The organism is Paraburkholderia sp. SECH4 (assembly GCF_030511745.1).
Lineage (GTDB): Bacteria > Pseudomonadota > Gammaproteobacteria > Burkholderiales > Burkholderiaceae > Paraburkholderia > Paraburkholderia madseniana.
In genome coordinates, this window is sequence record NZ_JALOCP010000003.1 from 196,208 (window position 1) to 217,673 (window position 21,466).

Genomic DNA, 21,466 nt, shown 5'->3' on the forward strand with positions numbered 1-21,466 from the left:
ATGCGGGACGTCAGGATAAGATAGGCAACGCGCATACGCACTTGCGGATGCCGCACTATCATGAGCGAATGGATTCCGTACTCGTCAACTCCGTCCAGCATCATCCGGCCAATCGGAGCGGCCGCGACTTTGTCGTCGGCGATTTGCACGGCTGTGTCGATGCGCTGCGCTATCTGCTGCGCGACATCGCGTTCGATCCGGCGCGTGACCGGCTCTTTTCGGTCGGCGATCTGGTAGACCGCGGTGAACATTCCGAGCAGGCTTTGGCCCTGCTCGACAAGCCGTGGTTTCACGCGGTGCTCGGCAATCATGAAGATACCTTGTGCGCTGTCGCCGATGGGCGCTTGCGGCGCCAGTGGTGGTATGGCATCGGCGGGATATGGGCGGCGAGTTTGTCCGACGAACGCTTGCAGCACTACGCCGAACGTCTGCGGCCACTGCCGCTCGTACGCGTGGTCGGCAGCGGTAAGGAGCGCTTTAATATTCTGCATGCCGAATTCTTCGGCACGGACGCCGAACTCGACGCCGGGAATTTTTCCGCCGAAACGCGCCAGCAATTGCTGTGGGGGCGGGATCTGGCCTTGGGCAATGGCGATCCGCAGCGGCAGCATGGGCTTTCGCTGACCTATTGCGGCCATACGCCGATGCGCGACATCCAGCAGATCGGCTCGCAGATTTTCATCGACACCGGCGCGTTCGGGCCCGGTGGCAAGCTGACCATCGTGGAGCCACAGGCATTGCGGCGCTGGTCGATCTCGGTTGAGGCGGCGCGGGAGAGCGGGGCGGCGGCGTTGGCCCTACCCTGATTGTTTCGAGTCTCTTAGCTCTTAGCCCACCTGATTGAGCTCGAACACGATATCGATGCTCGTGCCATTCCAGTTGTATTCCAGATACGCCGCGTGATGGCAATCGCGCAGCAGCGTGGTTCTGAACGCGGCGAGGCACTCGCCTTCGTCATCCCGCACCGATGGATACACGATGCCCGGCGCACCACCCTCGCGCACGGCACGGCCGAGCGATTGTCCGGCGACATAGTCGTCGGGCGACAGCACCGCGAGATCGAGCGATGCGTCGTCGCGGATGTCGACCACGTTGCCTTGCGCCACGACGGTGTAGAGCCGCATCTGCTGCCGCATGGGTGGCTCGGCTGTCGCCTCCAGAAATTTCCCTGTGTGGTAGCGCGTCTCCGCGATCGCAGTGGCACGCGAACGGGCGCAATAGAACACGCCGTACGTGCCGTCCGAGAAACGGCTGCCGAGTGGATTCAGGTGTGTCAACGCGGCCATGATCGGCCCATAGCCCGGACCGAACCGGCGCTCTTCGCGTGGCACGAGATCGAGTTCGCCGACTTCGGTGCGCAGGCGGTCGTTGGTCATCGCTTCGAGCGCGTAGAGCGCGTCGAAATCTTCGGGCGATGCGACCCGGTCGAACAGATTAACGGCCGGAAAGCGCGTTGGAATCACGCGATACGCGGGCGACCAGTCGAGCGGCGCGCTGCGCCAGCGGTGCTGCCAATGCGGTTCTGTCACGCCCAGCCGCCTCGCATCGCGTCGAGATACTGGCGCACGGCCACGAGATCGCTGATGTTGCCGGCCAGCATGCGGTCCAGCGCGCGGCGGCCGCCGAACGGCGGCGCGCTGTTGGGGCGCTTGATCCAGGTGTCGGCGGCGCTGGGCTGCGGCAGCAGGATCTGCAGCGCCTTATAGATGCCGAGTAGCAGCGACAGGCGTTCCAGCGTGTCGCGCCCCAGACGTGCGGTTCCCGGCGCGGATTTCCATTTGAAGTAGGTGGAACGGCCCGGCGAGCCGAGCAACACGATCTGCTCCTCGGCGCTCAAGTCCCAGTCTCGCGCGATGTTGAAGAACGCGCGCAGGCCTGCCGCCGACATTTCCGTGAGCGTGGGTTCCGAAACCGGCCGGCGGATGGGCGGTTCGGGCTGGGTGACGCGGGCGGCGTGAGCCATGATGGGGTGAGTCCTTATCTGTACTTATTGTTGATATTAGTCTAGAAATGGATTTTTGCAAGAGAATATAATCCCGACTCGTTATGAAGTCGAAGATCAGGAGAAGCAGGAGATGTGGGTTCGAGCAGTAGCAACGGCAGTTGCAGTGTGGTGCGTGTCCGGGGCGGCAATGGCCGCTGGTTATGCGGAAGTGTGGAATCCGCCCGAGTCGACCGGGCATGCGGCGAAGCACGCAAAGAAAACGACGGGTGCCGCCAAGGTCAAGTCTACCGCCGGCGCGAAGACGGGTTCGAAGCAGGCGGCGAAGGGGCAGCATGGGGCGCAACGGGTCGCGTCGGTGTCGAAGAGCGGTGCCAAGCCGGCAGCGCACGGCAGCGTGAAGAAGGTCGCCGCCAGGAATGTTGGCCACGGTGGCGTGGTGAAGGGCGCGGGCAAACCTAAGTCGAAGGCAGCGGTGGTGGCGCAGGGTAAGAAGCCGCACGCACAACTCGCTCAGGCGAAATCGGGGCAGGGCCGGATCATGCACGCCGACCTGGTTCAAGGCCATGCAGCGCATGCCAAGGTGGTCAATGTGACGGCGAAAACCAGCGTGGCCAAACCGGCCGTGGTTCACACGAAGGCGCCTGCCAAGGCCGCAAACGTAGCGGCAAGTCCCGCGGCGACCGCGCCCGCTAATCTGGCGACCGCCAGCAGCGGGTCGTTGCCGCCGATTCTCCACTGACCCTCTGTTCTATTCAGGCGGCGCGTTTGCGTTTGGCCTTGGTGCCCGGCGGACCCAGCGCCGTGCGGCCGAGTTCGACGATGCGCGCCGAGAGCTTTTCGAGGCGTGGCGACTGGACCTTCCAGGCGTGCCAGTACAACTCGACGTCGGTGGGCTGCTTCGGCGCAAGGTCGACCAGTTCGCCGCGCTCGACGGCATCGCCGAATTCCAGTTCGGGCACCATGCCATAGGCGAGGCCACGCTGGATCGCCATGTAGCGCGGCACTGGCGCGGGCACGTAGTGGCACGGATAAGCTTCCGGGGGCAGGCCGAAGCGCGTCTCAAGAAAGCGCGCCTGCAACGCGTCCTTGCGTGAGGACAGGATCACCGGCGCGCGCCGCGCGCCTTCACGCGTTAAGCCGTTCGGAAACCATCGCTCGACGAACGCCGCCGACGCCACCAGCCGGTAGCGCATCGCGCCGAGCCGTTCCGCGAAGCAGCCGCGCATCGGCGCCGGTTCGGTGGTGATGCAGCCAATTGCGAGGCCTGAGGCGAGCAGCGCGTGGGTGTGATCCTGGTCGTCGACGGTCAGATCGAGCAGCACGTTTTCCTGCAGCAGGATCTCGGAGAGCGCGGGGAAAAACCAAGTGGACAGCGTATCTGCGTTGACTGCGGCGGCGACGTTCAGCAGCGCTTCGTTGGCGCCCGCGAGATCGCTGGCGAAGTCGTCTTCGAGCAGGGCGGCACGCCGTAGATATTGCAACAGACGCTGGCCCATCGGCGTCGCGCGACAGGGCCGCGTGCGCACGATCAGCGGATTGCCCAGGCGCGTTTCGAGCGCCCGCACACGCTGCGATACCGCCGATGATGTGATGTTCAGGCGCACGGAAGCCTGCTCGAAGCTGCCGGTTTCGATGACCGCGCGGACGGCGGCGGTTTGTCGGGGGTCGAGGTCCACTGATCTACTTTTAAATGAAATGGTTAGTTTTCCAGCTTAAGCGAAGCCGGCGAACTTTATTCATGGTTTAGGGCGAGATGTCGTTTTGTCATTGCGTTGCCAACCCATTCGTCACCAACCGCAACGTCTCCATCGACCGCGCATCCCTCACACGCGAATGCAGGGTCACGCGTGATTCCGGCAGCGGCGGCAAACCCAGCCGTGCGCCGACATCGATCAATCCACGCGGCGCCACTCTGCGCGCCAGCGGCGACACTGCCAGGCCGGCCGCGACCGCGGCGCCGACCGCCGCCACACCGCCACCGACGAACACTTCCTGCCATGCAACCTCCGCCTCATTCAACGTGTGCAGCGCGACGTCGCGCACATTGCACGGCGGACTTAGCAGCGCCAGCGCCAACGGCTCGCCGGCGCGCGGCAGCCATTCCGGTGTGGCGAGCCAGCCAAGCGGCTCGCTGAACAGCACTTGCGCGTCGTCACGCGGCGGCTCGTCGGCGCCGTAACGAACGATCACGGCGTCGAGGCGGCGTTCATCGAATTGCGCGAGCAGTGCCGCGGACGTGCCTAGGTGCAATTCGACCACCAGACCCGGATCGTGCGCGTTGAGCCGCGCGAGCAACTGCGGCAAGTTCGTTCCCGCGACGTGCTCGCTCAGCCCCAGCGTGAGCCGCCGACGCTCCACGGACAACGAACCCAGCGCCCGCTCATGTGCGCTCAGCAGATCGCGGGCCGCGCCAAGGAATGCATTGCCATCCGCAGAAAGGCGCACGACACGCGGCGTACGTTCCAACAACTGCTTGCCGAGATGCGCCTCCAGCCGTTTCAGCTTCAGGCTGACGGCCGATTGCGTGGTGTCGAGCGCGTCCGCAGCCCGCGTGAAGCTGTGCAGATCGGCGACCAGCACGAAGGCGCGCACCGCATCGAGATCGAGGACTTTCATTTCAGTTGAATATGGATGAAATAGCCAAAGATGGCTGTTCATTATGACTGAGCGCGCCTAAGCTGTGTTTACCCAATCACGGCAACCAAGGAGTTTCATCATGCCGCTCACACGAATCGCATTGCGCGCCGGCAAGTCAGAGGAATACCGGAAGGCGCTGACGGAGAGCATCCAGCGTTCGCTGGTGGAGACGTGCAATGTGCCGAAAGACGACATCTTCATGCTGATCACCGAGCACGCAGCCGGCAATTTTGTGTACGACAAGCAGTATCTGAACATCGAACGCAGCGACGATCTCGTGGTGATTCAGATCACGTTTAACAATACGCGCACGCTCGAACAAAAGAAGGCGCTGTACAAGCGCATGGCGGACGAATTGGCGGAATCGCCGGGACTGCGACGAGAGGATGTGTTCATCAATCTCGTCGAGGTGCTGAAGGAGAACTGGTCGTTCGGTAATGGGATCGCTCAGTACGCGCTTTGAGTGACTGACGAACTCAGGTGGCCTGCGCGTAACTGAGGCGGGCGGGAATGGATGCGCGGGGCAGTCCGACAGGCAGCAATGCATCGCTATAATGGTTCGCTGTCCTTTCCTCGCACATCGCCCCCTGCCGCCATGACATCCGATCGCACCGATCCGCCCCACGAAGCCCTCGAACTTGGCGGCTCTGTCTGGTTTAAGGCAGGCGCGCAAACGCTCGGCGGCGCGTCACGGATCGCGCTGCTCGCGGCGATCGGCGAGACCGGTTCGATCACCAGCGCGGCGAAAGCCATCGGCATGAGCTACAAAGGCGCGTGGGACGCCGTCGACACGATGAACAATCTCGCCGGCGAGCCGCTCGTCGTGCGCTCGACCGGTGGTAAAGGCGGTGGCGGCACGATACTCACGCCGCGCGCCGTGAAACTGATCGATACGTTTCGGGCGGTCGAACGCGAGCATCGGCGTTTTCTCGAACGCGCTGGCGCGGCGATCGAAGGCTTTGCCACGGATTGGGATCTGATCGGCCGCATCGGCGTGAAAACGAGCGCACGCAATCAGCTTTATGGAACGGTGTCGGCAATCACGCGCGGGACGGTCAACGATGAAGTGTCGCTGGCGCTACCAGGCGGCCATATGATCGTCGCCGTAGTCACGCATGAAAGTACGGAGACTTTGGGCCTTGCGGTGGGGGCGGCGGCGTTTGCGCTAATCAAGGCGTCATGGGTGGTGCTGCTCGTCGAAGATGAAACTGGTGCGCCGCTGAAGCTATCTGCGCGCAATCAGTTGCGCGGCACGGTGCAGAGCGTGAAGCGCGGGGCGGTCAACGCGGAGGTGTCGCTGCTGTTGGACGGCGGCGCGGTGATTACCGCGGTCGTCACGAATCAAAGCGTCGATACGCTTGGGCTTGTGGAAGGCGGGACTGCGGTCGCGGTATTCAAGGCGTCGAGCGTGATTCTTGGCGTGAAGGATTGAATGAGCCGAGGGCGCTGACGTTATGGCACGCTGCGCTCGTACCCAGCAAACGGATGGTTCTCACGCACGCAACCATCGCTGACCTGCACGACCTGATCGCCGAACGCGGCGACATCGTCGGGATCGTGCGTGATCAACACCATCGGAATATCCAGACGCGTCTGCAGGTCCGACAGCTCGCTGCGCATACGCTGACGCAGCGCGCTATCGAGCGCGGAAAACGGTTCGTCCAGCAACAGCAAGCGCGGCTCAGCGACCAGCGCCCGCGCCAGCGCCACGCGCTGCTTCTGTCCACCCGAAAGCTGCGCCGGATGATTTCCTGCCACGCTTTTCAACTCGAGCGCGTCGAGCCAGTAATCGACTTGTGGGTGCGAGATTCGCGCGCGCGGATTGAGCCAACCCTGCTGCAACCCGAAGCCGATGTTCTGCCGCACGTTCAGATGCGGAAACAGCGCGTAGTCCTGAAACAGATACGCAATCTTGCGTGCCTGCGGTTTCTGATCGATGCCGCGCGCGCTGTCGAACAACGCGTTGCCGTGCAGCGTGATTGTCCCTTCGTCGGGGCGCAGCAAGCCGGCGATGGCTTGTAGCGTCAAACTCTTTCCCGCGCCGGACGGCCCGAACAGCACGACGCGCTGCGTGGTCGCCTTGAACGAGACGTCGAGCGTGAAATGGCGCTCGGCGCTCTCAAAGGTCTTGCGGATGTCGACGGCGAGCAGCATATCAGCGGGACGTCAAAAGCGTGTGCTGCGGCACCAGACGGCCCGCGAGCAACAGGATCACGACACACGTCACCGAAGTCACGAGCACGAGGAAATTGGCGGTGCTGTCGTCGCCGGCCTGCACGGCTGAATAGACTGCAACCGAAAGCGTCTGCGTGCGTCCCGGCAAGTTGCCCGCGATCATCAGCGTCGCGCCGAATTCGCCGAGCGCCCGCGCAAACGCCAGCAGACCGCCCGCGAGGATGCCGCGGCCGGCGAGCGGCAGTGTCACGCGAAAAAAGACCGCCGTTTCGCTGACGCCAAGCGTGCGCGCGGCCCGCTCGAGTTGCGGATCGACAGATTCGAAGGCGGCGCGCGCCGACTTCAGCACGAGCGGGAACGCCACCACCGTCGACGCGATCACCGCGCCCTGCCAGGTGAACACCAACTGGATATCGAGCTTGTCGAGCCATCCGCCGATCACGCCGCGCCGCCCGAGCAGGACCAGCAGGTAGTAGCCGAGCACGGTGGGCGGCAAAACGAGTGGCAGCATGAGCAGCGAATCGATCACATCGCGCGCGCCGGAGCGCCAGCGCGACAAACCGAAACCGGCCGCGACGCCGAACACCAGATTGAGCGCGGTGGCCCAGCCCGCCACTTTCAGTGACAGCAGGAGCGGAATCCAGGCCTGTTGCATGTGCGTGCGGTACCCAGGTTAATGCGCGGGCTTGAAGCCGTACTTCGCGAGCACGGCCTGGCCGGCCGGCGAGAGCACAAAGTTCATGAAGGCTTGCGCGTCGGCCGCGTGACGGCTGCCTTCGACCTGCGCGATTGGATAGGTGATCGGCGTTTGTGTCGGCACGTTCATCGCGACCTTGACCTTGTCCGGCATGACTGCGGCATCGGTGCTGAACACGAAGCCGGCGTCGACTTCACCGCGCGACACATAGTCCAGGCTCTGGCGTACGTTCGATGCCAGCACAGCCTTTGCGCTGACCGCGTCCCACACGCCCGCGGCTTGCAGCGCGCCCTGTGTATAGCGGCCAACCGGCACCGAAGCCGGATCGCCATAAGCCACACGCTTCACATTCGCCGACGTCAGGTCGTTCAGCGAGCCCGGTGCGAAATGGCTGTCGGTCGGCACGATCAGCACCAGCGAGTTGGCGGCGAAGTCCTTGCGCGTAGCCGGAACGATCACTTTTTCCGCTGCGGCCTTGTCCATTGCTTTCTGATCCGCCGAGGCGAACACGTCAGCGGGCGCACCCTTGACGATTTGCTGCATCAGCACGTCGGAGGCGCCGAAGTTCAGCAGGACCTTGGTGCCGGGATGCTGCTGTTCGAAGACCTCGCTCACCGCTTTGAACGCGTTGGTCAGGCTGGCGGCGGCGGAAACCACCAGTTCGTCGGCATGTGCGTTGGCGCTGACGGCAACGGAGATGGCGCTGGCGATGAACAGCGCATGTTTCACAAGGCGGCGGAACAGTGTCATGAAGGCTGGATGTCCGGCGTGGGCCGGAGCTGGGGGGTTAAAACGCTATCGTAATATATGAAAGGTTATAGCGGTACCCATGCTGATTATTCAGTTGCGCGCATAAAGCGGCGCGTGGGCCGCGGATCGGCAGGCGGGGGCTTCAGGCGTCGAACAGGAAATCGATTGAACGTGCTTCAGACGTCCGGCGAGTGCGGCGGCGTCAGCGTGTTGAGCGTCTGCGACAGCGGCGTCATGGCGGGACGTACGTCGCGCACGGCCCGCCACTTGGCGCGGATGAACGGGCGGTCATGGCCGGACACCTTCAGCGCGATATGCGTGACCCAGCGTTGTGTCGGCACGTGCACACCGTGCATCAGCAACGCGAGGATCATCAGACTCGCGGCGACGGGTGCCGCCGACAACCGGCCCGGCTCGGCATGCCACGCCATGCGCACGAAGAAGAGCGCCGCCAGCGCGCCGACCAGGCAGCCGGTTACGGCTTCAGACGGTGAGTGAGCGCTCAGTACGACGCGCGACAAGCCGACCGCAATACCCGCAGCCAGGCCCAACAAGACGCCGAGCAGACGAATCGCCGGGCGCGCCGGCAGCAACATCAGGAACAGCGCGACCGGATAGACGGCGGTAGACAGCATGGCGTGACCGCTGACGCCAGTGAAATCCAGTTCGCGCACGCCGACGCCCCAGCCGAGGAAGGCAAGTTTGGTCACGGTCACAACGCCGATGGCCGCGCCAAGCAGCAGCAACCAGCCAGCCGCCATGCGCCACGTGTAGCCGATCGCCAACCAAAGTGCGATGGCGAACGCGAGCGGCAGCGTCATGCCGGCGCCGCCGAGGCTGGTGATCGAGTACCACAGATGGGCAGGTAATTCGGGCATGGCAAAGGCGCGACCAAGGCCGCGTAGAATCGGGTTGGTAATGGTTTAACGCGCGAACGGCGCGAATCGCCGACGCGGCGAAGGCGTCTACCGACATTATTTACCCGCCAGTATAGACGGGTGCTGCGGGCGGGATTCGCCACGCGTCAGGCTTTTTGTGACGGGGCGTTGGCTAGCGAACAAGCTTTGCCATGGTTTGACGTCGGTGCTGCTGCAAGGTTCGCCGGACGGAAAATTCGGTATCCGGCAGAGGCTAAGGCCGTCAGCATCGCATGAGGATTGGTGTTATTGTGCATTGCACAACAAAGCGTCGTTCGATCGAACGACACCTGTCCCTTTTTGCGAGGTTACCCGCCGATGGCAAAAAGTCTGTCGAAAATCTGGCTACGTGGTCTTAAGCGGCTGCTCGCCATTCAAACCGAGCACACTCACGCAACCACCAAGCGCGCCACTGCGCGGCCGGCACGCGTCGCTACCACCAAACCTTCGGCCAAGGTCCGTCCTGTCAAGCCGGTGGCCGCGCTGCGCGCATCCGCGAAACGCGAGGCGCCGCGTGCCGCTCCACGGGAATCGCGGGTTCGTCCGCGCGCCTCTGCATGGGCGAGCGGTTCATGGACGCGCTCGTTCCATTCGGCGCCTACCGCGCCTGGGCGGCTCGTCAACCACCTTCAGTACGGGCTGTACATCCCGACCGGCCATGCGCACGAGGCGATGCCGCTGGTGGTGATGCTGCACGGCTGCACCCAGTCGATTGACGAATTCGCCGAAGGCACGCGGATGAACGTGCTCGCCGACCGGTTCGGCTTTGCCGTGGTTTATCCGGAACAGTCGAAGCATGTGCATTCGCATCGCTGCTGGCATTGGTACGACGCCAGCGACAGCGCCGGTGGTGCTGAGGCGCGTGCGGTCGTCTCGCTGGTGGATTCATTGGTTGCCCAGCACGGCTTCGACAGCGAGCGCGTCTATGTCGCCGGAATCTCTGCCGGGGCCGGCCTGACGGCGCTTCTGGCCGCTAACTACCCGGAGCGTTTCGCGGCGGTCGCGTTGCATTCCGGCCCCGCTTTCGGCGAGGCTCGCTCCGGCATTGCGGCGATGGACGTGATGCGGCGCGGCGCGCGTCGCGAGCCTGCCGAGCTGGTCGACGAACTCGTTAATGTGGCTGAATACCCCGGGATGCCGGCCATCATCCTCCACGGCGACACCGACCATGTGGTCGCGCCCGTCAATGCGGACCAGTTGGCGGTGCAGTTTCTCCGTCTGAACCGGATCGTCGACGAGAACGGCGCGCGCAAATCCGGCGAAGTAAAGGAAGAGCGCAAAGGTGGCGTAGTGATGCGCGACTACCTGCGCGGCGGCCGGCGCGTGGTGCGGCTGTGCCGTGTCCAGGGGCTCGCGCACGCATGGAGTGGCGGCGATGACGCCGTACCTTTCCATTCCGCCAAAGGTCCGGACGCAAGCGCCATGGTGTGGGAATTTTTCAGGCACCAACGCCGCACGGGCACCGGCCGTATCGCTGAAAGCACCGCCACAGAAGCTTCGGCGGGCGCACGGTGACGTTGGAACAACACTTCGAAATGAGTATTGGCGCGATCCTAGGGTTTTCCCTATAATACGGGTTATCCCTTAGGCGTTAACGCCTAAACTCATTGTCGAGGTTGACCATGTACCTGCTTAGCCGCCTGTTTCTGTTCCTGACCAAATCGCCCGATCAACTCGCGAAAGAACGCGCTGACGCCTTCCTCGCAGAGGCAACCGATCTTTACGATCTGGAATTCCGTATGCGCAAGCTCGACCGTGAGGCGGCTACCCGTCATCCGGCGTGGATGGCCCAGCACTAAGCTGCGCGAGTTTGAAGCATCGGCGCGTAATGAAGAACGCCGATGTTTGGGGTAAGGCGCCCAAGCTGTTATGAGCTATTGGAAGGGCTCAAACACGCTTAAACAGCCGGATTCAATTGCCACAGCGCGTGATCCAACACCGCGGTAAATGCCACCCAGGCTACATGGGGCTCGAGTAGTTCGGCAGCTCAGTGGTCCCGTCGCCAGAGTGCAAGCGTCAGTGCGACGATCAGCACTAAAACACGAACAACGACGGCAAACGGCGCGTGCTTCAGTCTTCGCCAGACGTTCCTGATCAAATCAATGTGAGCGGGCGCTTACTTGCCGAAACGGGCAAGCGTACGCTGCCGCGCGTCGGCATGGTCGACGATCGGCGCGGGATAATCTTTGCCCAAAATCACGCCAAATTCCGCGAGCCGATCCGCACCCGCCAGCCACGGCGCGTGAATCCATTTGGCAGGCAGTTTCGCCAGTTGGGGCAAGTAGCGTTTGATAAAGCGCCCTTCGGTGTCGAACTTTTCGGATTGCGTGATCGGGTTGAAGATCCGGAAATACGGCTGCGCGTCGCATCCCGTCGATGCCGCCCATTGCCAGCCGCCGTTATTCGCCGAGAAATCGAAGTCGTTCAGTTGTTCGGCGAAGTAACGCTCACCGCGTCGCCAGTCGACGCCCAGATCCTTCACCAGAAAACTCGCCGTCACCATCCGCAGGCGGTTGTGCATGTAGCCCGTGCGGTTCAGTTGCAGCATCGCGGCGTCGACCAGTGGATAGCCCGTGCGGCCGTCGCACCATGCGGCGAACGCCTCGTCCGCTTCCGGGCCTTGCTCCCAGCGCAGCCGGTCGTACTCTTCCTTGAACGACGCACCATCCGCCAGCTTTGGATGATGCGAGAGGATCATGAAGTAAAAATCCCGCCAGATCAGCTCCGTCAGCCACGTGGCCGAACCTTGCCCGTCCGGCTGCAGTGACATCTCGTGCGCGAGCCGCGCGAGCGTGCGGATCGAGACGATACCGAAGCGCAGATGCATCGACAGGTAGCTCGGGCCTTTGACTGCGGGAAAGTCTCGCCGGTCCTGATAGCTGTCGATGCGGGTCATGAAGTCGTCAAGCAGGCGTTGCGCGCCGCTCATGCCGGTGGGCAAGTTGAGCTCCGCAAGATTGCTCGGTGCGAAGCCGAGTTGATCGAGCGTCGGCAACTGACGGTTCAGCCTGGGCGGCAGTGCTGCGAGCTGCTTAGTATAGGTCTCGACCGGATACGGTTTCAGATCAAAGGCCGTCAGCTGCTTGAGCCATGCGTTCTTGTAGGGCGTGAACACCGTGAACGGTTTGTTCTGGCCTGTCAGCACCTCATCGCGCTCGAAAATCACCTGATCTTTAAACGTCAGCCATTGGCGTCCGGCTTCGACAAGCCGCTCCTGCACCGTCTCGTCACGCTCGATCGCGACCGGCTCGTAATCGTGATTCGTGAATATTGCATCCACGTTGAGTTCATCAGCGAGCCTGGGCACGAGATCGGCCGGATCGCCGTACAGCACGATGAGCCCGCCACCTTTGGCGCGCAACGCCTCGTCCAACTCGCCCAATGCAGCAAGAATGAACTCGACGCGGCGGTCCTGTGGCTGCGTGTCCGGATGGCGAGTTTGCCAGGCGTCGCTCAGCGGTTGCAGGATCGTCGTGTCGAATACGAACGCGCACCAGACGCGCCTGCAATGCTTGAGCGCGTAGTAGAGCGCGGCGTTGTCCGTGCTGCGCAAATCGCGGCGAAACCAGACCAGACCGGTATCGAAGGTGTCGCTCAGGCGCCGGGGGCGTGTCATCGGAATCGTGGGTCGGGTAAAGGGCTGCGCGGCTAAGCATCGACCGGCGCAATGATCAGTTGCCAGGCGACGATATTACTGAACTGCGCGTTTACTAACAGAGCTATCGGCGGAGTCGCGTGACGGCAGGTGATCGGTCGGGTTGATGCCGCACATTGCGTGCCGCGTCTGCGAATGCCTGTTGCGCCGCAAAATGGCACAACGCCCGCGCCTGGTTTGCAGGATACGGGCGTTATTCATGACGGCGCGGTCGTGCCGCGCGTGTCAACGATTCGATTCATTGGCAATTCGTTCAAGCCGCCGGAGCTTACGCGACTTGCAGGCGCACCGCGACGTTGTTGCGCGTGGCGTTCGAGTACGGGCAGACCTGATGTGCTGCGTCGACCAGTTCCTTGGCTGCATCTGCGGGGAGGCCCGGCAACGAGACGCGCAGATCGATGTCGAGCGCGAAGCCGCCATTGTCGTTCGGGCCGATCCCCACTTCTGCCGTGACTTGCGTGTCAGCCGGCAAAGCCTGCTTGCGCTGGCCGGCGATGAACTTCATCGCGCTCAGGAAACACGCCGAATAGCCCGCTGCAAAGAGTTGTTCCGGGTTGGTACCCGCTGCGCCCGTGCCGCCCAGTTCACGCGGTGCCGCCAGCTTCACGTCCAACGCATTGTCCGACGACACTGCGCGGCCGTCACGGCCACCGGTGCTGGTTGCGCTTGCTTTGTAGAGGATGTTCATTGTGCTGCTCCTAAATCTGGGTTGTCAGGGTGGTTTGCATGCTTGCCGCTGTTTGGCCACCTTTCTGGCGGAGTGCTATCGAAGCGGCATGTGGTAAAGATAGTACACAAATCATTTGTGTGCAAACTAATTTTTGTATCGACTCGATAGCGTGCCATTTGAAACAGGCCGGCTAGTGGTCCATGTAATCGTTGAGCGTGGTGCGCAGGCGCGTCAGATCGTCACGCAGACGGAGCAGGAATTCCGGCGTCTGCTGGGTCGCGCAGAAGATTTCCGCCGGCACTTCGCGTGCCTGACGCTTCAGCGCGGTGCCCGCTTTGGTGAGCCGGATATAGACGAGCCGCTCATCTTCGACGCCGCGTACCCGTTCCAGGTACCCCTGCGCCTCGAGGCGCTTGAGCAGCGGCGTGACCGTCGCCGAGTCGAGATTCAGGCGCGCGGCCATGTCTTTCACCGTGACGTCGTCGGCTTCCCATAGCACGAGCATCGTCAGATATTGCGGGTACGTCAGGCCGAGCTTGTCGAGCAGCGGTTTGTACGCCTTCGTCATCGCAAGCGAGGTCGAATAGAGGGCGAAGCAGAGTTGCTCGTCGAGCGTGAAGGGCAAAGCGGGGCGCTGGGTCATGTTGCATCTCGCGGAAAAAAGAGCGTGCAAATCGATTGCGCGCAAACCATTGTGCCGCAAGTCGAGGCGAGATGCCGAGCGTGCCAAGGCGAAAGCGGGCAGTGCGCCGGATTGAAACCACACGGGCGCCGAAAAAGCGCCCGCGCTTGAGCAGCGGCCTAGCCGGCGCTCAAGCCGCCGGCGTGGTCGGCAGGTCCGGTGCTTCAGGCGTTTGCACGCCGAAGCAGCCGCGGTAGGTCGCGTAGAACGAGCAATACAGCATGGTCGTGACGATCATCGTGGCGGGCATCAGGATCGCGAATGCGAAGTCGCCCGCGCCCAGCGCCTGCATCAGCGCGGACAAGCCGAACGAGACGGTCGTCGCCACCGCGAACCACAATGCACCGAACACGATGAACGCGCCGCGATTGCGCCAGCAACTGACGATGCTGAAGAACATTGCCTTGACTGGCGGCACGTCGTGCCACGCGATAAGAACCGGCGAGAACCAGAAAATCATCGCGACGGGAATGTAGAACGCGAACGCGGCGATCACCGCCAGCGGGATATTGCTGTTGGCGATCGCGTCCTGATCCATCGTAGCCATGCCGAGCATGACCTTCAGCAGCATGCCGCCGTCGGCGAGTGCCGAGCCGGCCAGCACCAGCGCCATCGCGACGACGTACAGCACGCCCAGCGCCAGCAGACGTTTGGCGACCGCGGGGCCGTACGAGTGAAAGCCGTCCACCAGAATGGTCGGGAACACCGGCTTGCCCGCGATGGTGTTGCGGCACGCCGCCATGAAACCGACGGCGACACCCGGAATGAAGACCAGCGGCAGCACGCCGCCGACGACCGGAATCTGCGCCGCCAGCGTCATGACCAGCAGATAGGTGAAGAACAGCGTCAGAAACGCGAGCGGGTTCTTGCGGAACAGCCAGATACCCTGCCGGAACCAGACATAGCCGGTTTTCGCGGGGACTTCGATCAGTTGCATGAGGTATGAATGCCTGGAAGAGCAACGCCGGACAGGCGTTCGCGCAGAATGCGCTCGAAATGACCGGGGTCGTGCGGTTTGAGTAACTCGGCCGCGCGCGGCAAATGAAAATCATACAGGCGCGAGACCCAGAAGCGGTAAGCGCCGGCACGCAGCATATCGCCCCAGTGGCGGTTTTCTTCGACGGTGAACGGGCGCACGGTCTGGTAGGCGCGCAGCATGGCTTCGGTGCGTGCTTCGTCGAGCTTGCCGGTGGCGAGGTCGACGCACCAGTCGTTGACCGTTACCGCGACGTCGAACAGCCACTTGTCGCAGCCGGCGAAATAGAAGTCGAAGAAGCCGCCCAGGCGCACCTCGTGACCGGATTCCGGCGCGGCATGCGCGAATAGCGCGTTGTCGCGGAACAGGTCAGCGTGGCAGGGGCCTTCGGGCAACGCGGCGTAATCCGCCGAGGCGAAGAAAGCTTCCTGGTGCGCCAGTTCGGACGACAGCAAGTCGCGCTGCGCGCCAGCGAGAAACGGCAGGATGGTCGGCACCGTTTCCTGCCACCACGGCAGGCTGCGCAGATTCGGCTGATAGCGCGCGTAGTCTCGCCCCGCCAGATGCATGCGCGCGAGCATTTGCCCGACCTCGACGCAGTGCTCGATTTGCGGCGCCAACTCCGGCGCGCCTTCGAGCTTGGTCACAATGGCGGCGGGCTTGCCGTGCAGCGTGCCGAACAGCGCGCCATCTTCACGCGGCATGGGATCCGGCACCGGCACGCGGTGCGCGGCCAGATGCTGCATCAGATCGAGATAGAACGGCAATTGCTCGGCCGTCAGCTTTTCGAAAATCGTGAGGACGTATTCACCGCGCGTCGTCGTCAGAAAGAAGTTGCTGTTCTCAATACCGGACGGAATGCCGCGAAACTCGACGACTTCGCCGAGATCGTAATGACGCATCCATTCTGCTAGTTGGGGTTCGGTGACAGCGGTGAAGACAGCCATGCGGGAAACGTCGGATCAGGTTAGTCGGGCTGGCGCGAGGCGACCAGTACGAGGTGTGGCGAATGCGTTGCAGAAAGCGCGGTCAAGGTCACGCAGTCAAAGTCAATCAGGCAGCGAATCTTGCCTGCCAATCCTGGCCACCCGTCAGGGTCGCTAAGCGCTGTGACAATTCAACGCGGTATCGCCATGCTGCAGGCGGTGCTGAAAATCGGCAAGCAGGCTAAAAGCCCGGGGCGACGCCCGCGGGCCGCGCAGTTCCACGGAGCGGCGTACGTCACGCCGCCGCCCAGGCAACCATCAATAAGTCAGATTCACCGACGGCAAACGCGTGCTCGCGCGGCCGTTGTCGCGCACGGTGGGCGACGTGTCGAGCGGCGCGCTCATCTGATAGCGCGTGCCGAGATTCGAATGCACGTTGATTTCAACGGGCTTGCCTTTGTCGCGGTATTCGGTGATTTCGGTGCCGTTAGCGCTGCGTTCGTAGAAGCTCGGCGTGCGCGGGACGTTGATTTCGACCTTCGAGCTGACCTCGGCGGCCGGACGATTGATCTTCTCCAGGTCAGGCAGACCAGCCCGTTCATTGGCGGACTGGGGCGCGCCGGGGGCCGGAGTGTCATCGACAGGCTGGGCAGCCATCGCCGCGTTGCCAAAGGCGAGGGCCAATGCAACGGCGACGGGAAGGAACGGCTTCATGGTGATTCTCCAATATGGTGCCCCGATTCTAGCAAATCCAGCCTTGCCTACGGGCGCGATCGCCTTATTTTGCGCCGCTTTCGCGCGACGTGCGCGCAATCTTGCGGCCGCTGTTGCGGCAGGTGTGGTAGGCGCGGCGAGGTCATTTGGCGATCGCGGGTTCCGTGGTAATGTCATCTCATGAATAGGGGCGAATGAAGATGAACAACGATACCAATCAACGCGCGGTGCAGACTCCCGCCAACAGCTTCCCAACCGAATCCTTTGACGACGCGGTCGAGGCCGTCACGCGTCTGTCGGCGATCTATGAAGCGAACACCTCGTTCCTGCGCGACGCCTTCGCGCGCTACCGCCGCAACGAACTGTTCGAACGCCGGGTGCGCGCCTGCTACCCGTTCGTCAGAGTGCGCACCGAAGTCAACACGCATATCGACTCGCGCCGCTCGTACGGTTTCGTTGCAGGCCCCGGTGTGTTCGAGACCACGGTCACTCGGCCCGATCTGTTCGGCAACTACTATCGCGAGCAATTGCGCCTGCTGGCGAAGAACCATCATGTGAAGATCGAAGTCGGCGTGTCTGACCAGCCGATTCCGATTCACTTTGCTTTCGCCGAAGGCATCCATCTCGAGGGCGATCTGGATCGCGAGCGCCTGTTCCTGATGCGCGACGTGTTCGATACGCCGGACCTCGCGCTGCTCGACGACCGCATCGTCAACGGCACGTATGAGCCGCTGCCAGGCGATCCGCATCCGCTCGCGCTGTTCACGGCGGCGCGGGTGGATTTCTCGCTGCATCGGCTGAAGCATTACACGGCGACCTCGCCCACGCATTGCCAGAACTACGTGCTGTACACGAACTATCAGTTCTATATCGATGAGTTCGTCAAACTCGGCCGCACGATGATGGCCCATACCGACGACGAAGAACTGCGCGCCTATCGCAGCGAATACACGTCGTTTGTCGAACCAGGTGACGTGATCACGTACAACGAGAATCTCGGCGAGCAGGCACAGGAAGGCACGGCGCCGCCGCGTCTGCCGCAGATGCCCGCGTATCACCTGAAGCGTGCCGACGGCAGCGGCATCACGATGGTCAACATCGGTGTCGGGCCGTCGAACGCGAAGACGATCACGGATCACATTGCCGTGCTGCGGCCGCATGCGTGGATCATGCTTGGGCACTGCGCGGGTCTGCGCAATACGCAGCGTTTGGGCGACTATGTGCTGGCGCACGGCTATGTGCGCGAAGATCACGTGCTCGACGACGATTTGCCGCTGTGGGTGCCGATTCCTGCGCTCGCCGAAGTGCAGGTGGCGTTGGAACGCGCGGTCGCGCAGGTCACGCAGTTGGATGGCGTCGAGTTGAAGCGCGTGATGCGCACGGGCACGGTGGCGAGTGTCGATAACCGCAACTGGGAATTGCGCGATCACCGTGAGCCGGTGCAGCGGCTGTCGCAAAGCCGTGCGGTCGCGCTCGACATGGAAAGCGCGACGATCGCCGCCAACGGATTCCGTTTCCGCGTGCCTTACGGCACCTTGCTATGCGTGTCGGACAAGCCTTTGCATGGCGAATTGAAACTGCCCGGCATGGCGGATCAGTTCTATCGCGCGCAGGTCGATCAGCATTTGCAGATCGGCGTGAAGGCGATGGAGTTGTTGCGGATGAATGGCCTGCATCGTTTGCATAGCCGTAAGTTGCGCAGCTTCGCGGAAGTGGCGTTTCAATAAGCGCCTCTTGATAGGGCGCGGTAAGGCGAGGGCGAGCGTCTGCTCCTCTCCTCGCCTTACCGCCTTAAAACTGCCCAAACCCTGTCAGCCCGATCAAGCTCCCCGCCGCCAGCAACCACAGCGGATGAATGCGCGTCTTCAACGCCAGTACGGCGGTAAATGCGCAAATTGCCCATGCAATCGCCGTCGGGTTCGACGCTTCGGCGATCAAGGACGCGCTCGCCGCGACGATGCCTGCTGTCACCGGCACCAGTCCTGCTTGCGCGTAACGCCGCCACGGACGGTCCTTGAACCGATCCCACGCATGCAGCGCAAGAATCGTCACGAGCGACGAAGGTCCGAACTTCGCCACAGAAGTCACCAGCATCCCCGCCCAACCCGCCACGTGCCAGCCGACCAGCGTCACGATCATCAGATTGGGCCCTGGCGCCGCTTGCGCGAGCGCGAACAGCGCGCTGAATTCGCTGGCCGGCATCCAGTGATGCACATCCACCACCTGTCGCTGCATCTCCGGAAGAATCGTGTTGCCGCCACCGAACGCGAGCAGCGAAAGCTGACTGAAAATGATGGCGAGAGAAATGAGCGTGTCGTTCATCGTGCGGCCCTCGACGCGATGTAGATGCTGAGTGGCGTGAGCACCAGCATCGTAGGCAGAAGCGGCAGGCGCATGATGGCGATCGCGATGAAGCCGAGCGCCGCGATAAGCGCGGCCATCGGTTTATCCCGCAACGGCAGAAGGATTTTTACGGCCATCGAGATCAGCAGACCGGACGCTGCGGCGGCAAGACCGGCAAACAGATGGCGAATGTGTGGGTCGTTTTGCGTATGTTCGTACAGCACGCCAAGGCCGATCACCACCAGCGAGGGCCCCGCGATCAACCCGAGCAACCCCGCCAGCGCACCCGGCACGCCGCGAAAGCGCATCCCGATCGCCACCGAAAGATTGATTACATTGCCGCCCGGCAGGAATTGGCACAGGCCCAGCAAGTCGGTGAATTCCGCGTCGGTCAGCCAGCGCCGTTGCTCGACCACGGCGCGCCGCGCCAGCGGCAGTGCGCCACCGAATGAGATCAGCCCGAGGCCGAGAAAGCCGCTAAAAATTTCCCGCAATGTGGGCGTGGGCGCCCGGTCGGCCGTGATTGAGGTGAGATCGTGATCCATATCGCTAGGCTTCCAGTTCAAGCTCTGGAGGTTAGCGCCGAACCCTCGTTGGGCAAAACGATTTTTGAGCGCGCCTTTGTGATCTAGAATCACAAGCATGGCTCGTAATCTTCCTCCTTTTCCGGCGCTGCGTGCCTTCGAGGCTGCCGCACGGCATGAAAGTTTCACCGCCGCAGCGAACGAATTGCATGTGACGCACGGTGCAATTAGCCGGCAAGTCGCGGCTTTCGAAACATGGCTCGGCGTGCAGGTGTTTCATCGCCGCGGCAAGCGCGTGCGCCTGACCGACGACGGCCGCCGCTATCTGGCCACCGTCCAGGCCGCGTTCGACAGCATCGCGCTTGCTACGGATCAATTGCGTGATACGGGGGTCGTTCACGTTTTAAGGGTGAATGCGCTGCCGACTTTCGCAATGAAGTGGCTGCTGCCGCGGCTTCATCAATTCCAGCGCAAGGTGCCAAATGTGGAGCTGCGCCTATCGACTTCAAACGCACCGGTCGAAACACTGGACGGCTTCGACGTCGCCGTGCGGCGCGGGCCGGCGCATTGGCCGAACTGCGTGAGCGGCCATTTTCTTGGCGAGAGCGAGATCCCGGTGTGCAGTCCCACTCTCCTGCAACGCTCACCAATCAAGGCGGCCGACGATCTCGCGAAGCACGTGCTGCTGCATTCGGACACGCGGCCTGATGCGTGGAGCAACTGGTTATCGGCGGCAGGGGTCACGGCGACATGCCGGAAGAAGCAGTCGTTCGACCACTTCTATCTGGCCTTGCAGGCCGCGGTGGATGGGCTCGGCGTAGCGCTCGGCCCGTTGCCTTTGCTGGCGGATGAGCTGGCATCGGGACGGCTCGTCGTGCCGTTGGCCGGTCCGCGTATCGATGCGCGCGGCTATTGGTGGGTGGCGAGGCGGGAGGTCGCGCAGGCGCCGCTAGTGGCGCAGTTCTGCGAATGGCTGCAAGCGCAGGGTGATCAGACCGACGTAGCGGAAGCGAGCGACCTGGAGGCCACTCGCTAGAACCCGCATGCGTTGCTCAATAGCCATTGAACATCAGCAAGCTGACTTCGCGCACGAGGCGCGAAGAGCCAGCATCACAGATAGAACATCCGGTCCTCATCCGATTTGGCCGGATGCGGTTCGGCTTCTTCGCGGTCTTCATAGAACTTCAGCACTGCTTCGAGCACCTGGTCCGGATCGTCGATTACCTGCATCAAATCCATATCCGTTGGATTGATCAGGCCCATCGGCGTGAGCGAGTTCTTGAACCACGCAAGCAGGCCTTCCCAGAACTCGCCGCCCACCAGAATGATCGGCACGTGGCGCGACTTCTTGGTTTGGATCAGCGTGAGGACTTCGGCGAGCTCGTCCAGCGTGCCGAAACCGCCCGGCATGACGATCACCGCATCCGAGTTCTTGACGAACGTGACTTTGCGCGTGAAGAAATGGCGGAAGCGCAGCGAGATGTCCTGCCATTGATTGCCCGATTGCTCGTGCGGCAGTTCGATGTTCAGGCCGACCGAAGGGGCCTTGCCCGCATGGGCGCCCTTGTTGGCCGCCTCCATGATGCCGGGGCCGCCGCCCGAGATGACCGCGAAGCCTGCGTCCGACAGCTTGCGTGCGATCTGCGTGGCGAGTTTGTAATACGGCGAGTTCGGTTTCAGGCGCGCTGAACCATAGATGCTGACAGCCGGACGAATCTCCGAGAGGTACTCGGTCGCCTCGATAAACTCTGCCATAATCGTGAACATCTGCCACGATGCGCGGGCCTTCTTAGCCGTAGCGCGCTCTTGATCTGCGAGTGATCGCAGACTCGGAATCACTTTTCTCTTAGTCATA

25 protein-coding genes are annotated in these 21,466 nt (G+C 62.7%); 8 read left to right on the forward strand and 17 right to left on the reverse strand.

From position 1 onward, the window contains the following. Positions 1-68 precede the first annotated feature (68 nt). Positions 69-806 carry a metallophosphoesterase gene (locus tag M0D67_RS06295; protein WP_266237943.1) on the forward strand — a complete coding sequence of 246 codons (738 nt, stop codon included), beginning with the start codon at positions 69-71 and terminating at the stop codon, positions 804-806. 21 nt (positions 807-827) lie between these two features. Here the strand turns inward: M0D67_RS06295 and M0D67_RS06300 are convergent, their stop codons facing one another. Continuing rightward, on the reverse strand, positions 828-1,529 hold the full coding sequence (locus tag M0D67_RS06300; RefSeq protein WP_097394811.1) for an RES family NAD+ phosphorylase: 702 nt from the start codon (positions 1,527-1,529) through the stop codon (positions 828-830). Beyond that, positions 1,526-1,963: an MbcA/ParS/Xre antitoxin family protein gene (locus M0D67_RS06305; RefSeq protein ID WP_054034811.1), complete on the reverse strand. Its 438-nt coding sequence runs from the start codon at positions 1,961-1,963 to the stop codon at positions 1,526-1,528. The genes M0D67_RS06300 and M0D67_RS06305 overlap by 4 nt, the downstream gene beginning before the upstream one ends. 112 nt (positions 1,964-2,075) lie before the next feature. On the opposite strand from M0D67_RS06305, the gene M0D67_RS06310 reads away from it, so the two are divergent. Next, a complete protein-coding gene (locus M0D67_RS06310; RefSeq protein WP_266237946.1) occupies positions 2,076-2,684 on the forward strand; it encodes a hypothetical protein in 609 nt (202 codons plus the stop codon). Between the two features lie 13 nt (positions 2,685-2,697). Here the strand turns inward: M0D67_RS06310 and M0D67_RS06315 are convergent, their stop codons facing one another. Together M0D67_RS06315 and M0D67_RS06320 are read right to left on the reverse strand one after the other, a co-directional pair. Beyond that, entirely contained in the window at positions 2,698-3,621 is a 924-nt protein-coding gene (locus tag M0D67_RS06315; RefSeq protein ID WP_266237948.1) for an HTH-type transcriptional regulator ArgP, read from the reverse strand. 88 nt (positions 3,622-3,709) lie between these two features. Beyond that, positions 3,710-4,561 (reverse strand): LysR family transcriptional regulator, encoded by an 852-nt coding sequence (locus M0D67_RS06320; protein WP_266237950.1) that lies wholly within the window; start codon positions 4,559-4,561, stop codon positions 3,710-3,712. Positions 4,562-4,661: 100 nt separating this feature from the next. Between M0D67_RS06320 and M0D67_RS06325 the strand changes: the two genes are divergently transcribed. Both M0D67_RS06325 and M0D67_RS06330 read left to right on the forward strand, forming a co-directional pair. Further along, positions 4,662-5,045 (forward strand): tautomerase family protein, encoded by a 384-nt coding sequence (locus M0D67_RS06325; RefSeq protein WP_266237953.1) that lies wholly within the window; start codon positions 4,662-4,664, stop codon positions 5,043-5,045. Between the two features lie 132 nt (positions 5,046-5,177). Continuing rightward, positions 5,178-6,014: a TOBE domain-containing protein gene (locus M0D67_RS06330; protein WP_266237955.1), complete on the forward strand. Its 837-nt coding sequence runs from the start codon at positions 5,178-5,180 to the stop codon at positions 6,012-6,014. Positions 6,015-6,034: 20 nt separating this feature from the next. On the opposite strand, the gene M0D67_RS06335 is transcribed toward M0D67_RS06330, so the two are convergent. The 4 genes from M0D67_RS06335 to M0D67_RS06350 form a co-directional block, all read right to left on the reverse strand. Continuing rightward, complete coding sequence (locus tag M0D67_RS06335) at positions 6,035-6,736, reverse strand: sulfate/molybdate ABC transporter ATP-binding protein (protein ID WP_171927051.1); 702 nt, start codon at positions 6,734-6,736, stop codon at positions 6,035-6,037. Between the two features lies 1 nt (position 6,737). Beyond that, complete coding sequence (modB, locus tag M0D67_RS06340) at positions 6,738-7,412, reverse strand: molybdate ABC transporter permease subunit (RefSeq protein ID WP_266237957.1); 675 nt, start codon at positions 7,410-7,412, stop codon at positions 6,738-6,740. Positions 7,413-7,430: 18 nt separating this feature from the next. Continuing rightward, complete coding sequence (gene modA / locus M0D67_RS06345; RefSeq protein ID WP_266237960.1) at positions 7,431-8,204, reverse strand: molybdate ABC transporter substrate-binding protein; 774 nt, start codon at positions 8,202-8,204, stop codon at positions 7,431-7,433. Positions 8,205-8,380: 176 nt separating this feature from the next. Beyond that, positions 8,381-9,082 carry a phosphatase PAP2 family protein gene (locus tag M0D67_RS06350; protein WP_171927050.1) on the reverse strand — a complete coding sequence of 234 codons (702 nt, stop codon included), beginning with the start codon at positions 9,080-9,082 and terminating at the stop codon, positions 8,381-8,383. A gap of 357 nt (positions 9,083-9,439) precedes the next feature. Here M0D67_RS06350 and M0D67_RS06355 point away from each other — a divergent pair, with 357 nt between their 5' ends. Continuing rightward, on the forward strand, positions 9,440-10,636 hold the full coding sequence (locus M0D67_RS06355) for a PHB depolymerase family esterase (protein WP_266237962.1): 1,197 nt from the start codon (positions 9,440-9,442) through the stop codon (positions 10,634-10,636). 107 nt (positions 10,637-10,743) lie between these two features. Continuing rightward, positions 10,744-10,920: a DUF3563 family protein gene (locus M0D67_RS06360; protein WP_093634980.1), complete on the forward strand. Its 177-nt coding sequence runs from the start codon at positions 10,744-10,746 to the stop codon at positions 10,918-10,920. A 317-nt stretch (positions 10,921-11,237) separates the two neighbouring features. On the opposite strand, the gene M0D67_RS06365 is transcribed toward M0D67_RS06360, so the two are convergent. The 6 genes from M0D67_RS06365 to M0D67_RS06390 all read right to left on the reverse strand — a co-directional run bounded on the left by M0D67_RS06365 (position 11,238) and on the right by M0D67_RS06390 (position 16,744). After that, positions 11,238-12,737, reverse strand: a complete 1,500-nt coding sequence (locus tag M0D67_RS06365) for a deoxyribodipyrimidine photo-lyase (RefSeq protein WP_266237964.1) — start codon at positions 12,735-12,737, stop codon at positions 11,238-11,240. A gap of 307 nt (positions 12,738-13,044) precedes the next feature. Then, positions 13,045-13,464, reverse strand: a complete 420-nt coding sequence (locus M0D67_RS06370) for an organic hydroperoxide resistance protein (RefSeq protein ID WP_093634982.1) — start codon at positions 13,462-13,464, stop codon at positions 13,045-13,047. Positions 13,465-13,636: 172 nt separating this feature from the next. Next, complete coding sequence (locus M0D67_RS06375) at positions 13,637-14,089, reverse strand: MarR family winged helix-turn-helix transcriptional regulator (protein ID WP_054034820.1); 453 nt, start codon at positions 14,087-14,089, stop codon at positions 13,637-13,639. Positions 14,090-14,258: 169 nt separating this feature from the next. Then, entirely contained in the window at positions 14,259-15,065 is an 807-nt protein-coding gene (locus M0D67_RS06380) for a BPSS1780 family membrane protein (protein ID WP_093634984.1), read from the reverse strand. Continuing rightward, positions 15,056-16,051 carry a homoserine kinase gene (locus M0D67_RS06385; RefSeq protein WP_266237966.1) on the reverse strand — a complete coding sequence of 332 codons (996 nt, stop codon included), beginning with the start codon at positions 16,049-16,051 and terminating at the stop codon, positions 15,056-15,058. The genes M0D67_RS06380 and M0D67_RS06385 overlap by 10 nt, the downstream gene beginning before the upstream one ends. A gap of 297 nt (positions 16,052-16,348) precedes the next feature. Beyond that, entirely contained in the window at positions 16,349-16,744 is a 396-nt protein-coding gene (locus M0D67_RS06390; RefSeq protein WP_154557914.1) for a hypothetical protein, read from the reverse strand. 200 nt (positions 16,745-16,944) lie between these two features. Between M0D67_RS06390 and M0D67_RS06395 the strand changes: the two genes are divergently transcribed. Then, positions 16,945-18,471: an AMP nucleosidase gene (locus M0D67_RS06395; protein ID WP_266238276.1), complete on the forward strand. Its 1,527-nt coding sequence runs from the start codon at positions 16,945-16,947 to the stop codon at positions 18,469-18,471. Positions 18,472-18,535: 64 nt separating this feature from the next. On the opposite strand, the gene M0D67_RS06400 is transcribed toward M0D67_RS06395, so the two are convergent. Both M0D67_RS06400 and M0D67_RS06405 read right to left on the reverse strand, forming a co-directional pair. Then, complete coding sequence (locus M0D67_RS06400) at positions 18,536-19,066, reverse strand: chromate transporter (protein WP_154557912.1); 531 nt, start codon at positions 19,064-19,066, stop codon at positions 18,536-18,538. Beyond that, complete coding sequence (locus M0D67_RS06405) at positions 19,063-19,632, reverse strand: chromate transporter (RefSeq protein ID WP_266237969.1); 570 nt, start codon at positions 19,630-19,632, stop codon at positions 19,063-19,065. The genes M0D67_RS06400 and M0D67_RS06405 overlap by 4 nt, the downstream gene beginning before the upstream one ends. A 97-nt stretch (positions 19,633-19,729) precedes the next feature. Between M0D67_RS06405 and M0D67_RS06410 the strand changes: the two genes are divergently transcribed. Further along, complete coding sequence (locus tag M0D67_RS06410) at positions 19,730-20,647, forward strand: transcriptional regulator GcvA (RefSeq protein WP_154557910.1); 918 nt, start codon at positions 19,730-19,732, stop codon at positions 20,645-20,647. 74 nt (positions 20,648-20,721) lie between these two features. On the opposite strand, the gene M0D67_RS06415 is transcribed toward M0D67_RS06410, so the two are convergent. Beyond that, positions 20,722-21,465, reverse strand: a complete 744-nt coding sequence (locus M0D67_RS06415; protein ID WP_054034825.1) for a TIGR00730 family Rossman fold protein — start codon at positions 21,463-21,465, stop codon at positions 20,722-20,724. Between the last annotated feature and the right edge of the window lies 1 nt (position 21,466).